Source organism: Janthinobacterium aestuarii, assembly GCF_051380835.1.
Taxonomy (GTDB): Bacteria; Pseudomonadota; Gammaproteobacteria; order Burkholderiales; family Burkholderiaceae_D; genus Janthinobacterium; species Janthinobacterium aestuarii.
On the sequence record NZ_JBNYXU010000001.1, the window covers coordinates 431,355 to 444,810 of the forward strand.

Genomic DNA, 13,456 nt, shown 5'->3' on the forward strand with positions numbered 1-13,456 from the left:
GGTGGTGCGCTTGTTGGCGATCAAGCCTGTTTCAAGTTGACCGGCATCATGCCCAGCACCGGCACGATGTCATGCAGGCTGGCCACTTCACAGTTGGGGATGGCGGCCGAGGTATTGGCCATGCTGTCCGGGTTGAACCAGCAGCTATCGATGCCGTAGCGGTTGGCGCCGAGGATGTCGGCGTCCAGGCGGTCGCCGACGATGATGGTCGTATCCTTGCTGAATGCGCGCGCCATGTTAGCGGCGTATTCGAAGAAGCGCACGTCCGGCTTGGCATGGCCGCAGGCTTCTGAGGTGGCGACGAAGGATATGTAGTCGCTCAGGCCGGAGGCGGTGATGCGGCGGTTCTGGATGGACTCGACGCCGTTGGTGATGATGCCCACTTCACCAATACGCGACAGCGTTTCGCACACTTCCTTGGCGCCGTCGATGAGCACGACCGTGTCCGGCAGGGAGTCCAGATACAGACGGCTGGCCAGTTCCGGGTCGATGGCGATGCCGTTCAGCGCAAACGTCTTGCGGAAGCGTTCCACCTTCAGGAAATCCTTGGTCACGTCCCCCGTTTCGAAACGTCTCCACAGGTCGACGTTGATCGCCTGGTATTGGGAAAATAACTCGTCGATACCGTCGCGCAAGCCCAGTTCGTGCATGGTGTGCAGGAACGAGCGTTTTTCGGATGCCCGGAAGTCGAGCAGGGTATCGTCGAGGTCAAACAGGAATAGCTTGTATTTCATGGCGTGTCATTGAAAGGAACTTGTCTTGCATCGTAGCACGTAGCGATGAGTTCGGTTGGCCGTGCCCTGCGCGGGCGATCCGCTACAACCGCTGCCAGACTGGTCACACGCACTTCGTTTTTCCCCATGAGCATGCATGAGAAATTCGGCCCAGCGCACTATTTGCACTGAAAACTTATTATTTTCGTTCGCTGTTGAATGGCTGCGGTGCACTGTTTGATTCCGGGCAAATCCAAGCGCAGGTAGCGTTCGGTACCGGCATGCAGGCAGTCCACTTGAAACAGATAGTAGGGGGCATCAAAATTGATATTTCAGCGTTGATACAAGGTGCCGGCACGTGTCCACTCCCTGATCGGGGCCAGGATAGGCAAGGCTCCGCCATCCACCAGCGGCTGATTCGCCGGATAGGACAGTACGCGCACGCTATCGAGCCTGGCGGCGGGCAGGTTCCAGCTCAATGGAGCTGCTTGCGGGCAAGAAAGAGGAGTTGCTGCGACTGGCTGCATCGTCGTGGCCGCGATAGCCAATGCCCACAGTGCGAGCGGCTTCATTCGACCACCGAATAGATTTCGGGGCGATCAAAGCGACGAGGCACGGGCGCCAGTGAGGTGCTTGGCCAGGGTGACGCACTCGCCATTTCCTACGATCTCTTTTTGCTTTGCATCGTCGGCACGCGCAATGTAGGGCATAGCGTTTCTCTCTGTGGTTGACGGTAGAGAGAGCGTACGCAAGATGCGGGCAGGTATCTTGATGTGCGCCAGGGCAATACGACGCATTGACGCGTGTCATGGCCCCGCCTGGCGCACGGGCAACCTTACATATTCACCCACCAGTTGAGCAAGGTTTCGTCATCGTCGTCATCGAGGTTGACGTAGATGTTGGCGAAGTACCATTCCACGCCCGTCGCTTCGCGGAAGGCGTCGAAGGGACCGTTGACGTTGTAGATGCCGTGGTGTCCCGGCACGCTGAAGGTGAGGTTGCCCTTGTGCTGGCCGTCCATGGTGCCGCCGAGTTGGCTTTGCACGTCGCGTTCGAGCTGGTCCACTGCCTCTTGCGACACGTCGTCGGCATAGATCTGGATGCAGAAGTTGCCGCCGCGTTTTAATACTTCGGCGGGGGCGAGCGGGTCGGCGATGCTGACGATGTCGCCGCGCGCCAGGTTCAGGGTCAGGCCGGGCGAGGCCAGCAGTTCGTAGACGTGCTCGTCGATCTGGCGTGCCGGCAGGGTTTCATATACGGGACCTCTGGAGTTTTCGCCTGCCAGTACGCGGATGTGCGGCAAGCCTTCGCAATTGATGTCTTCCATTCATTCTTTCATGGTGCCAGCGCGCCGCGCTGTTGGACGCGCCAAATAGGGGAATGCCGATATTGTACCGGGTGCGTGCCTGCTGGGGCCGCACCTGCCGCAGGCAATGAGCCCGGTGGTTCAGACTGGCGGCGTGGCCAGGAAGGCAGGCAGGGTTTCCACCGAGCGCGTGTAGGCGTGGATGGCCGGGTAGTCGGCCGGTTTAACGATATCGGGCGTTTCCAGCTGGGCGAAGCTCCAGCCGACGGCAATGGTCACGCCCGCCTGGTCGATGGTGCCCGTCTCGCCAGGCAGAGGCAGGCGCGCGCATTCCTGTTCCAGCAGGTTCCACGCGGCGTGCAGTTGCATGCTGACCCGTTCCAGCCATGGCGCGTGCTGCTTGTCGAGCGGGCGCAGCTTGCGTTCGTAGACGATTTGCACGGCCTTTTCATAGGCGGCCAGCGCCAAGCCTGTCAGGCGCAGTGCGCGCACGCTGTCTGTGAGGTCGGGGACGGAAGTAGCGGGACGCAGCAGCGACAGATAGTGCAGGATCAGGGTGGAATCCATCAGCACCTGCCCGTCGTCCAGGACCAGGGTCGGCACCTTGATGACGGGATTGATTTCGCGCACGGCATCCATGTTGCGGAACACGGACAGCGGCAAGTGCTCGTAGTTAATGCCCTGCAGTTGCAAACAGATGGCGACCCTGCGCACATAGGGCGAGTCGAGCATGCCGATCAGTTTCATGGCCAGTCTCCGGGGAAGTCAGCGGGAATGCCTACGATACCCGCTTGCCTGCCCGTTTGCCAGCATGGTGCTTAATTGTGTGCGCTGATGCCGCTGCGGAATTGTTCGAAACCGGCGCGGGCGGCCTTGTAGCAATTGCCGGCGGCCGCTTCCAGGCCTTCGCGGTCGAGTACTTCGACCGTGCCGCGGCGGTACTGGATCAAGCCTTCGTCCTGCAGTTTGCGGGCCGTGACGGTAATGCTTTCGCGGCGCACGCCCAGCATGTTGGCCATGGTGTCTTGCGTTACCTTGAGCTCGTTCGACAGGGAACGGTCGAGGCGGTCCAGCAGCCAGCGGCACAGTTTTTGTTCGATGCTGCAATGGCGGCCGCCCACCACGTTCTGCGCCATTTGCGCAAACATGGCGCTGGTGTAGCGCATCAGCAATTGCGCCAGGGCGCCGCCTTCATTGAATACTTCGCGCAGGAAGGCCGTTTTCAGGCGGTAGCCGTAGCCCGCCGTTTGCACGATGGCGGTGCAGGTGGCGCGCTCGGCTTCGTACAGCACCACGCCGGCCACGCCTTCGCGACCGACGACGGCGATCTCGGTGGTGGCGCCGTCTTCCATCACATACAGCAGGGAAACGATGGCATTGGTAGGGAAATACGTGTATTCAATCTTGCCGCCGCAATCGAACAGGTGCTTGCCGGCAGGCAAAGCGACCAATTCCAGTTGGCAAAACAGGCGCTCCAGATCGGCGCGCGACAAGGCGCGCAGTAATTCGTTCTGTTGGGCACCCGTGATGCTGATCATGGGCGTGGCGGGCGCGGCTTGCCAGTTGTGCTGAGCGGCTGCGTGGGCATTCGTTGCTGGTGTCAGGTTGCTATAAGCTTTGTACATGGTAGGGCCTCGTCTTCTGATTTTGTTGGATGGCGCTGCTTTTCTGGCTTGCTAGCGTTGTGCTGAATCTTGTATCCACTATAGAACCAGAGGGTGCTGGCGGGCATCGGATGAGCCGACGTGCTTATGTAGGCTGGGAACATTGCCCCGTGTCATCCGACTCCTACGCCTGCTGCTGCATTTTTCCGTATGGAAGCATGCGTGCTTGGGTAAAAAAACGCCGCCTTGCCTCTATGCGTGAACTTTGGCTACGTGTTGCGGTCAAACCACTCTGCAGTACGACGGTGATAAAATGTTGCACTGCGGAAATTTTGCTTGCGTGTCGGTATGAGCCGCTTGCTCTCCCATCGCTGCTCACGTCCGCTTCACCGTGCGATGCCTTCATTGGTCGCCTCATTGCCCGCGCCTTTATCCGCCGGCGCGTGTCTGTCTTGTCCCGTTTATCCGTTTAATGAAGGAAAGCACCGCATGAAATGGTTTTTTGATCTGAAAATTGCCACCAAGCTGATCTTGTCGTTTGGCGCCGTGCTGTTATTGACGGCGGCCTTGGGCGTGTCGGCGATCTTGTCCATGGCGCGCATCAATACCGCATCGACCGACCTGTCCGACAACTGGATGCCCAGCGTGCTGACGGCCATGAATATGCGCAGCGATGTCGGCGATTTCCGCCGCTGGGAGCTGGCGCACATGCTGGCCGCGCAGGATGCCGACATGGCGCAGAACGAAACGCGCATGACGGAAACCCAGGCCAAGCTGAAGGCCGATGCCGACAAGTACCGCAGCCTGATTTCCGCAGCGGGCGAGAAGGAAGTGTTCGAGCGCTTCCTGGCGCTCAACGATGAATTCATGCGCCTGCATGCAACCATGCTGAGCCTGTCGCGCGAGATGAAAAAGGAAGAGGCACGCGCGCTGGCCGTGGGGCCGTCGGCCAAGGTCATGACGGACATGATGGCGGCCTTGGATAAACTGGTGTCGATTAACACGGACGGCGGCGTGCGCTCGAGCGCCAGCGCCGATGCAACCTATGCGGCCTCGCGCGCCAGCCTGATCGGCTTGGTGGTAGGTATCGTCGTCATCGGTATGCTGCTGGCATTGTGGGTGGCGCGCAGCGTGGCGCGTCCGCTGATCAAGGCCGTCGGCGTGGCGCGCCAGGTGGCCGCTGGCGATCTGACGGCACAGATCGTTGTGCAATCCCAAGACGAAACGGGGCAGTTGATGCAGGCCCTGAAAGACATGAATGCCAGCCTGCAAAAGCTGGTGGGCCAGGTACGCAGCGGCACCGATACCATCGCCACGGCGTCGAGCCAGATCGCGGCCGGCAACCAGGATTTGTCGTCGCGCACGGAAGAGCAGGCCAGTTCGCTGGAAGAAACGGCCTCGTCGATGGAAGAGCTGACTTCGACCGTGAAGCAGAATGCGGACAATGCGCGCCAGGCCAACACCATGGCGCAGACCTCGTCGAGCATCGCCATCGAAGGTGGCAAGGTCGTCGGCGAAGTGGTGGGCACGATGGCGTCGATCAACGAATCGTCGCGCAAGATCGTCGACATCATCGCCGTCATCGACGGCATTGCTTTTCAGACCAATATCCTGGCCTTGAATGCCGCCGTCGAGGCGGCGCGTGCGGGCGAACAGGGGCGCGGCTTTGCCGTCGTGGCCACGGAAGTGCGCAACCTGGCGCAACGCTCGGCCGCGGCGGCCAAGGATATCAAGGTCCTGATCGGCGATTCGGTCGAGAAAGTCGAGGCGGGATCGAAACTGGTCGACCAGGCGGGCCGCACGATGGATGACATCGTTGCCAGCATCACCCGCGTGACGGACATTATGAGCGAGATTACGGCCGCCAGCAGCGAGCAGAGCGCCGGTATCGAGCAAGTTAACCAGGCCATTGCCCAGATGGACCAGGTGACGCAGCAAAATGCGGCCCTGGTGGAAGAGGCGGCCGCTGCGGCTGAGTCGATGCAGGAGCAGGCCGCCAGCCTGAGCGCCGTCGTCAGCGTCTTCAAGCTTGACGTGGCCAGTGCCGCCGCAAGCCGGCCGCGCGCGCCCGCCACCGTCAAGGCGCCGGCAGCCGTAGCGCCAGCAATGGCGTCGCGTCAACTGGCCAGCACGGCGCGTCGCGCGGCGCCAGTCGATGAGTGGGAAAGCTTTTAATGTAAATTAAGTCAAGCGCGCTTGCGCGGCTTTTTGATGCCCTGGGTGGCGGGCGCGGCAGCGGCTTGCTGGCGCTGCTGCCAGGCTCTCAGGGCCTCTTCGTAGGCGGCCAGGTCTTCCTGGTACATTTCCAGAACGCAAAAGGTGCAACCGCTGTGGCAGCACTCGTCATTGCCCGGTTTGGCGGGCGCTTGCGGTTGCGGATCGTGGAGTAAGGGCGGGGTGGACATGGTGAGGGCAGGGGATGGAGCAGCAGGGATCGGAGCAGGCATTGGAACGGCATCATACGGCATTCCTGCGTGCCATTGCTGGAACGCTTTTTGCTCAAAAATCACGGTTTCCGTGTACAGTTGCAGTGAATTAGGGTATCGTTTACAGCACTGATATTGTATCTTCTGCGCGCGATGTTCCGCCGGCGCGATCTCCGCCGCCATCGCAGCACATCTCTTCGACGCTCCCGCATACGCCTTCCAGCATGTCCCGGAGCACGGAGGTGCCGCAAGAACAATAATCCATGGCTTGCAAGACGGAGCTGCCTGTGCCCCGAAATGTTGTTTATTGAGAAAGCATGGCTTCCGCAGTGCGGAGGCACACCAGAAAATTTATGTCTGAAACCGAATTGACTCCTACGCCCAGCCCGGCGATTGCCCCTGAAGCGGCACCCGCCGCCGCCGCGTCTGCACCAGCACCTGCCGCATCCGCTGCTCCCAGCCTGACTTTTGCCGACTTTGGCCTCGCGCCTGAAATCCAGCGCGCACTGACCGACCAGGGCTACACCCATCCGACACCGATCCAGGAACAGGCGATTCCTGTGGTGCTGCAAGGCCGCGACGTGATGGGTGCCGCGCAAACGGGCACCGGCAAGACGGCCGGTTTTTCCTTGCCGATCATCCAGTTGCTGATGGCGCATGCCAGCAGCAGCATGTCGCCGGCACGCCATCCGGTACGCGCGCTGATCCTCACGCCGACGCGTGAACTGGCGGTGCAGGTGGCCGAAAACGTCAAGGCTTACGCCAAGCACACGCCGCTGCGTTCGACCGTCGTCTTCGGCGGCATGGACATGAAACCGCAAACCGTCATCTTGCGCGGCGGCGTGGAAATCGTCATCGCCACGCCGGGCCGCTTGCTCGACCATATCGAGCAAAAGAACATCAGCCTGAGCCAGGTGCAGATGCTGGTCATGGATGAAGCCGACCGCATGCTGGACATGGGGTTCCTGCCGGACTTGCAACGCATCATCAACTTGCTGCCGAAGCAACGCCAGAACCTGATGTTCTCGGCGACGTTCTCGCCAGAAATCAAGAAGCTGGCCGCCACCTTCCTCAACGATCCGCTGACAATCGAAGTGGCGCGCAGCAATCAGACGGCCGATAAGGTCACACAAGTGGTCTACAAGGTGACGGAAGACCAGAAGCATGCCCTGGTAGCCCATCTGTTGCGCCAGCGCGACCTGAAGCAGGTGATCGTATTTTCGAACACCAAGATCGGCGCTTCGCGCCTGGCCCGCGTGCTGGAACAGGAAGGCATGAGCGCCACGGCGATTCATGGCGACAAGAGCCAGCAGGAACGCATGGCGGCGCTGGAAGCGTTCAAGAAGGGCGAGATCGACGTGCTGGTTGCCACCGACGTGGCGGCGCGCGGTCTGGATATTTCCGACCTGCCTTGCGTCATCAACTTCGACTTGCCGTACAACGCGGAAGATTATGTGCACCGCATCGGCCGCACGGGCCGAGCCGGCGCCTCGGGCGACGCCATTTCGATCTACTCGGATAAAGACGAGCGCTTGCTGGCCGATATCGAGAAACTCATCAAGCAAAGCATCAAGCGCGGCGAATTGACGGGCTTCAACCCGGCTCCTGCCCGCAGCAGCGACAGCGAGCGCCGTCCGCCGCGCCGTAGCGAAGGTGGCGAGGCGCGTCCCGCGCGCGCGCCGGAGGGCCGCCATGCCGGCGAGAGCCGCGACAGCCGCTCCGCCGAGCGCGGTGCGCGTCCCGCCTTTGGTCCCGGCGCCCGCCGCGAAAAGGCCGATCCCTGGTTCCTCAAGCCGTATGAGCCGACGAAAGCTCCTGCGCCAGTGGTCAACGCCAATTTGCCGTCAGCGAAACCAAAGCAAAAGATTGCGGTATTGTTGGGTGGTTTGCCAAAGTAGCCAGCGATTGGCTCGACGTCGTCAGGCATAGCGGCCATCATGCCGGGCGAGGTTCTAGACCCGGTGTTTCAGAGTCTGATTAACATCTTCCATGGCAAATACCAGGCGACCGGTTGACGTGCCAGCTAATGGCATGAGCAGGAAGCCGTACCTTGCCGAGTTAGCCGGGAGCACAGAGATATCAGGTGGGCTGCGAACACGAGCGCAGTGGGCGCGCCAGGGTGTCGAACTTTGACATCGTGGATGCGCAAAGCGTGAAGAACACGGGTACTGTGCCTCGGAAAGGCCAGGCAAGGGGAGGCTCTTCGCCAGCGCGGATCCACCTGCGGCCGTTTCAACAGCAGCCAGCCCGAAAGGCTGGCTGTTTTTTGAGGAAAGCATACTTGCCTGCCGCGTGAGCCAGGCAATACTGCAAGACATGATACTGAACAGCTGCATTCCCGATGCACTGCCACTTTTGTTTAAATTGCTTAATCTTGCTGCTTCATGCTGTTAGCCGCCAGTAGGTCACGACCAAAAGCCAGGATTAAAGAAAGAATCAGGCCGGCCATAAAGCTGATGATGGCCACTTTGGACAGGCTGGTGGAGCGATTCTCCGGCAGGCTCGGGCCAGCGATAAAGCGGCTTTGTTCATGGAAGACACTGATCGCGTCCTTATTCTCCATCGAGATTTTATTGTAAACTTTCTGAACATTTTCATCTTTCAAATTCTTGTTCTTGAACACGGTATCGCTAATCGTTGTCATGGCGTGTAACATCGTTTCACCGGACCGGGTGCTGTCCAGAGTCTTTTTGGCTAGGAGATAATACTCGCGCAAGATCCGGTATTGCATTTCATTGTGCCTGGCGCGGATGTTTTTCTCATTGGCTTCGGACATCTGGACTTCAGTGGTCATCAGTTGTGTCCTTGGCGCCAGGAAACGGGAGTTCTCTTCGGTCACCGAAACGATTGCCTGAATGCCGGTGTTGTTGGCTTCCGGGTGGCGTGCAATGATCTTTTTCAAGTCGGCGCTTCTGCGCTCATACTCTTGCAGATCCATGTTATTTTCAATAATGTGATTTTCAAGGCGAATGATCTTTGCCTCGACTTCATTCAACCTGTAGCGTAAAAAATCTGCATAAAAGATATACATAATGCTGTCGAGGGTATAGCGACCAAGTATATCCACCATATTTTTGGCAATTACCGGATCCTTATTCTCGTAACGAATCAGAACGCCAATAATATTGTTGCTGCCATTCTTCGGCTGCTCCATGACCAGATCTTTTGCATCCAGTTTGGTAAACGGATAGATTGGTTCTATATTCGAGCTAATTCCTTTGCGCGAAGAAAATGCTCCGCGTAACTCGTCAATTCCACTTTTGCTGTCGAGTTTATATGCCTCGATAAAATCGTTGAACCGTTCGCTGGTATTGAATGCCGCAGAATAGCGTTTGTAATCCGACATCGTGATGCCCTGCGATACCTCCAAGTCTTTTTTTGGCTCCAACTGGATCGGAAGGCTTGAGCCGATTTGCAGATAGCCGACGCTGGTATAAGTGGGAAATGCCAAGGTGAAACCGATACCGATAGCCGTCGCCGCAAGAGTAATGGCAGAAATCATCCGGCGTTCACGCCAGAACACCATCATCAGTTGCGTAAATGAAATGCCCGAATTTTCATCCTCGTTGTTAATTTTGAATTCATTTACTTTTATCATAATTTTCTTTGCGGGTTTGATGCGGAATTGATTGGTAATCAAGAAAGAGGAAATATTTTTTGTTGGAAAATAGAAATATTTAATACGGTCATTTCAATCACAGTATAAACGAGACGGCTGCTTTTTCGAAGTTGAGAGAGTACGAAAATGCACGAGCAACCTTATGCAGACTGATGCAGTTGATGGAACGTCACAGGTGGATTGACTCGGCTTGCCAGGCGACACGAAGATATAAGACAGCTTCGCGATGCCTATTGTTAGTCCGGCCGCCGCTGGCGGCGCCGGAATATGCTTTAGGAACGGTCCAGCTTGCCAAGTGTGCCGGGTTTCTGATGTTCCAGCCAGATCAGGTCTTCGATGCCGCACTGGGGCGCATATTCATGCACGGCGCGCAACAGCAAGGCGCGCACCTGATCGTATTCGAAGCGCACGCAGCAATGGTCGAGTTGTTCCAGCAAGGGATGCAGCTCGGCCCAGGGAATTTCCGCTTCCTGGGCACGCATGATCAATGGATGTTCGGTTCCCTCGACGTTATCGCCAATCAGCAACTCCTCGTAGAGTTTTTCACCGGGGCGCAGGCCTACATGCTGGATATCGATGCCATCGGGCGCCGACTTGCTTTTGACTTCCAGCCCGCTCAGGTGCACCATGCGCTCGGCCAGATCCATGATTCTTACTGGTTCGCCCATGTCGAGCACAAAGACATCGCCGCCTTCACCCATCGCTCCCGCTTGCAGAACCAACTGAGCCGCTTCGGGGATGGTCATGAAATAGCGCGTGATTTCCGGATGGGTCAGGGTGATCGGTCCGCCCTGAATGATCTGCTGACGAAAGAGCGGCACGACCGAACCTGACGAACCGAGCACATTGCCAAAACGAACCATGCAGAAACGCGTGTTTTCTTGCTCGCGGGATAATGCTTGCAAAATCAGCTCCGCCAGTCGCTTGGTGGCGCCCATGACATTGGTCGGACGCACCGCCTTGTCGGTGGAGATCAGGACAAACGACTTCACATTGGCCGCGATTGCTGCCCGGGCGATGCTCCAGGTACCAAATACATTGTTGCGTACGCCGGCGATCGGATTGTGCTCGACCAGCGGCACATGCTTGTAGGCGGCGGCATGGTAAATGGTGTCAATGGCAAAGGTCTTCAGGATGGCGGTGCACTTTTCAGTCTCCAGCACCGAGCCGAGGAACGGCAGCAGTTCTACCTTTAATCCTTGCGCGGTTTTCAGGCCTTTCAGTTCCTGCTTGATCGAATACAGCGCAAATTCGGACATGTCGAGCAGGAGCAGCCGGCTGGGACGTAAACTGATGATCTGGCGACACAGTTCCGAGCCAATCGAGCCGCCGGCGCCCGTCACCATGACGGCCTTGCCCGTGATGCCGCTGGCGATCAGGCAAGCATCGGGAGCGACCGGGTCGCGGCCCAGCAAGTCTTCGATTTCGATATCGCGTACATCCTGCACGCGCAGCTCGCCGGTGATCAGGCTGGCAATGGGAGGCGTCACCTTGATCTTGATCTTGAAGCGTTCGAGCTGGTCCAGGATGCGTTTTTGCTGGCTTTTGCTCAGCGAGGGCATGGCGAGCAAGATGTCGCTGATGCCGGTCTTTTCGATTAGCTGGCTTAGCGAGGCTGCAGAATGTACCTTGATGCCGGCGATCATGGCGCCTTTCAATTCAGGCTTGTCGTCGATAAATGCGACGGGAAGGTATTCATTGCCGGCACGTAAAGCACTAGCCAACTGACTACCCGCCTTGCCCGCGCCGTAAATCGCCACTTTGACGATATCGTTCTCGGCATTGGTGTGGCGCAGCATCCCACGCGCCACAAAACGGCTTGCCACCACGTAGGTAATGGCGCTGATCCAGTAAATTCCAAATACGCCGCGCGAATAGCCCACCATGTGCGAAGCGAATGCTGCCATCGCCACCAATACTGCCACGGAGATGGTGACGCCCAGGATGACGACGTACACAATCTTGTGGTCAATGAAGCGCACCACCGCACGGTACAGGCCGAGTCGGATGAACACGGGCACTGAAATCAGGGGGGCCGCGAGGATCAGCCACAGATACTGTGAAAACAGCGCCAGACTGGCGGTGTCATAACGCAGCAGCAGCGCCAAGGCAAAGGTCAGTGGCAAAAAAAACATGTCGGCCATGATGGCGATCAGCTGTTTTTGAAACCTCGGTAATACAATAAATTTTTTCATGTGCCTGTTTTTTAAAGGTGCCGCTTGTCGCAATGGCGATGCGTGGCTTGGTCTGTTCCGTTCGCCTGGTGATTCATCAATGCACAATGCCGTCCCGACGGACGACTTTCAGAAAGGTCCGCAGAATGATGTGTAGATCGGTCATAAACGATTGGCGTTGCATGTATTCGACATCAAGATTCACCTTCTCGGGGATGGGCAATTCATCGCGACCGTTGATTTGAGCCCATCCAGTGAGTCCCGGCAACAGCTTGTCGACGCCGTAGCGCGTCCGCAACTCGATCAGATCCTGCTGGTTGAATAGCGCAGGACGGGGGCCGACGAAACTCATATCGCCGCACAGGATGCTCCACAACTGTGGTAATTCATCCAGGCTTGACTTGCGCAGGAAGGAGCCTGGCGGCGTCAGAAATCTGGCCGGGTCGGTTAACAGGTGGGTGGCCACCGCTGGTGTGTCGACGCGCATGGTACGGAACTTGGGCATGCGAAACAAGCGGTTGTGGCGTCCCACCCGGTCGGACCAGTATAGCGCCGGCCCGCTGGATGTGGCCTTGACCAGCAGTGCCACGATGATAAACGGAAGCAGCAGCACCAGTATTGCGCATAACGCCAATAGTAAATCGAACAGTCTTTTCATGTTTATCAGCTCTTGATATGGTTCAGGAAATGGGTCACTGTCTGGTTCAATGCGGCTTGCATCGCAACAGGTGGATGCCAGTCGAGCAAACGCTTGGTCGGTGCCACATCGATCTGGAGCGATCCGAGCACGCGGTCTGCCTGCGCGGATTTTCCGATGGCTGCCGCTGCCACGCGCATCAACGAGGCCGGCACGGCCAGCAGACGCGCGCGGCGCCCCATGGGTGCTGCCAGCATGTTTATCAGCTCGGCGGTGCTCACGTCATGGTCATCGGACACCAGCAAGACCGCGCCTGGCGCTTTTGGATGCGTGCAGCACAGCAACAGCAGGTCGATCAGATTGTCCAGCGCCACCATGCTGCGCTGGTTACCGACCGCGCCGAAAGGCAGCGGCCAGCCAGACTTGATCAGCTCCATCAGGCGCTGAAAGTTGGCGCGCACTCCGGGCCCATAAACGAGGGGAGGGCGAACGATCACCAGTTCCATGCCGCTGGTGGCGGCAAATGCCTGCAGTTGCTGCTCGGCTTCCATTTTCGATTGGCCATATGGGTCGCATGGCGCTGGTGCATCGCTGGCGCTGAAAGGGTGTTTTCCGCTCGCTTCGCCATTGACCTTGATGCTGCTGACGAAGATAAAGCGCCGCACGCCGCACGCCGCGGCCTGGCGCGCCAGATGCATGGTTGCGTCCACGTTCACGGCACGGTATGCCGCCAGTGCATCGGCGGCCGCTTCTTTCATCACATGCACGCGCGCGGCCAGATGGATTACGCAGGCGCAATCGTCGAGTGCTCCAGACCAGTCGGTGCTGGCGCTCAGGGCGCCGCTGGCGTAATGGAAAGGCGCGCTTTTCACGCGCACCGATCCCGTCACGGGCCAGCCGCGGGTGATCAGTGTCTGGCAAAGCGCAGAGCCGACAAAGCCGCTGGCGCCCGTTACGAGTATTTTTTTCATGTATGC

General features: G+C 58.4%; 12 protein-coding genes. 2 read left to right on the top strand and 10 right to left on the bottom strand.

The window, feature by feature from the left end:
• Positions 1 to 20 precede the first annotated feature (20 nt).
• From ACQ4WO_RS01975 to ACQ4WO_RS01995, 5 genes are all read right to left on the bottom strand, one after another.
• Complete coding sequence (locus ACQ4WO_RS01975) at positions 21 to 734, bottom strand: YjjG family noncanonical pyrimidine nucleotidase (protein ID WP_436480008.1); 714 nt, start codon at positions 732 to 734, stop codon at positions 21 to 23.
• Between the two features lie 311 nt (positions 735 to 1,045).
• Positions 1,046 to 1,192, bottom strand: a complete 147-nt coding sequence (locus tag ACQ4WO_RS01980; RefSeq protein ID WP_436480009.1) for a hypothetical protein — start codon at positions 1,190 to 1,192, stop codon at positions 1,046 to 1,048.
• A 356-nt stretch (positions 1,193 to 1,548) separates the two neighbouring features.
• A complete protein-coding gene (locus tag ACQ4WO_RS01985) occupies positions 1,549 to 2,040 on the bottom strand; it encodes a DUF4265 domain-containing protein (RefSeq protein WP_436480010.1) in 492 nt (163 codons plus the stop codon).
• A gap of 120 nt (positions 2,041 to 2,160) precedes the next feature.
• Complete coding sequence (locus ACQ4WO_RS01990; RefSeq protein ID WP_436480011.1) at positions 2,161 to 2,766, bottom strand: glutathione S-transferase; 606 nt, start codon at positions 2,764 to 2,766, stop codon at positions 2,161 to 2,163.
• A gap of 71 nt (positions 2,767 to 2,837) precedes the next feature.
• Complete coding sequence (locus ACQ4WO_RS01995) at positions 2,838 to 3,557, bottom strand: Crp/Fnr family transcriptional regulator (protein ID WP_034747863.1); 720 nt, start codon at positions 3,555 to 3,557, stop codon at positions 2,838 to 2,840.
• 555 nt (positions 3,558 to 4,112) lie between these two features.
• On the opposite strand from ACQ4WO_RS01995, the gene ACQ4WO_RS02000 reads away from it, so the two are divergent.
• Positions 4,113 to 5,798 carry a methyl-accepting chemotaxis protein gene (locus tag ACQ4WO_RS02000; RefSeq protein WP_436480012.1) on the top strand — a complete coding sequence of 562 codons (1,686 nt, stop codon included), beginning with the start codon at positions 4,113 to 4,115 and terminating at the stop codon, positions 5,796 to 5,798.
• 11 nt (positions 5,799 to 5,809) lie between these two features.
• Here ACQ4WO_RS02000 and ACQ4WO_RS02005 read toward each other — a convergent pair whose 3' ends face one another.
• Positions 5,810 to 6,232, bottom strand: a complete 423-nt coding sequence (locus tag ACQ4WO_RS02005; RefSeq protein ID WP_436480013.1) for an oxidoreductase-like domain-containing protein — start codon at positions 6,230 to 6,232, stop codon at positions 5,810 to 5,812.
• Between the two features lie 170 nt (positions 6,233 to 6,402).
• Here ACQ4WO_RS02005 and ACQ4WO_RS02010 point away from each other — a divergent pair, with 170 nt between their 5' ends.
• Positions 6,403 to 7,947, top strand: coding sequence for a DEAD/DEAH box helicase (locus ACQ4WO_RS02010; protein WP_436480014.1), 1,545 nt, complete (start codon positions 6,403 to 6,405; stop codon positions 7,945 to 7,947).
• A 470-nt stretch (positions 7,948 to 8,417) separates the two neighbouring features.
• On the opposite strand, the gene ACQ4WO_RS02015 is transcribed toward ACQ4WO_RS02010, so the two are convergent.
• From ACQ4WO_RS02015 to ACQ4WO_RS02030, 4 genes are all read right to left on the bottom strand, one after another.
• Positions 8,418 to 9,647, bottom strand: coding sequence for a GumC domain-containing protein (locus tag ACQ4WO_RS02015; RefSeq protein ID WP_436480015.1), 1,230 nt, complete (start codon positions 9,645 to 9,647; stop codon positions 8,418 to 8,420).
• 293 nt (positions 9,648 to 9,940) lie between these two features.
• Positions 9,941 to 11,863: a polysaccharide biosynthesis protein gene (locus ACQ4WO_RS02020; RefSeq protein WP_436480016.1), complete on the bottom strand. Its 1,923-nt coding sequence runs from the start codon at positions 11,861 to 11,863 to the stop codon at positions 9,941 to 9,943.
• A gap of 76 nt (positions 11,864 to 11,939) precedes the next feature.
• A complete protein-coding gene (locus tag ACQ4WO_RS02025) occupies positions 11,940 to 12,500 on the bottom strand; it encodes a sugar transferase (protein ID WP_436480017.1) in 561 nt (186 codons plus the stop codon).
• 5 nt (positions 12,501 to 12,505) lie between these two features.
• A complete protein-coding gene (locus ACQ4WO_RS02030) occupies positions 12,506 to 13,450 on the bottom strand; it encodes an NAD-dependent epimerase/dehydratase family protein (protein ID WP_436480018.1) in 945 nt (314 codons plus the stop codon).
• Positions 13,451 to 13,456: the final 6 nt, after the last annotated feature.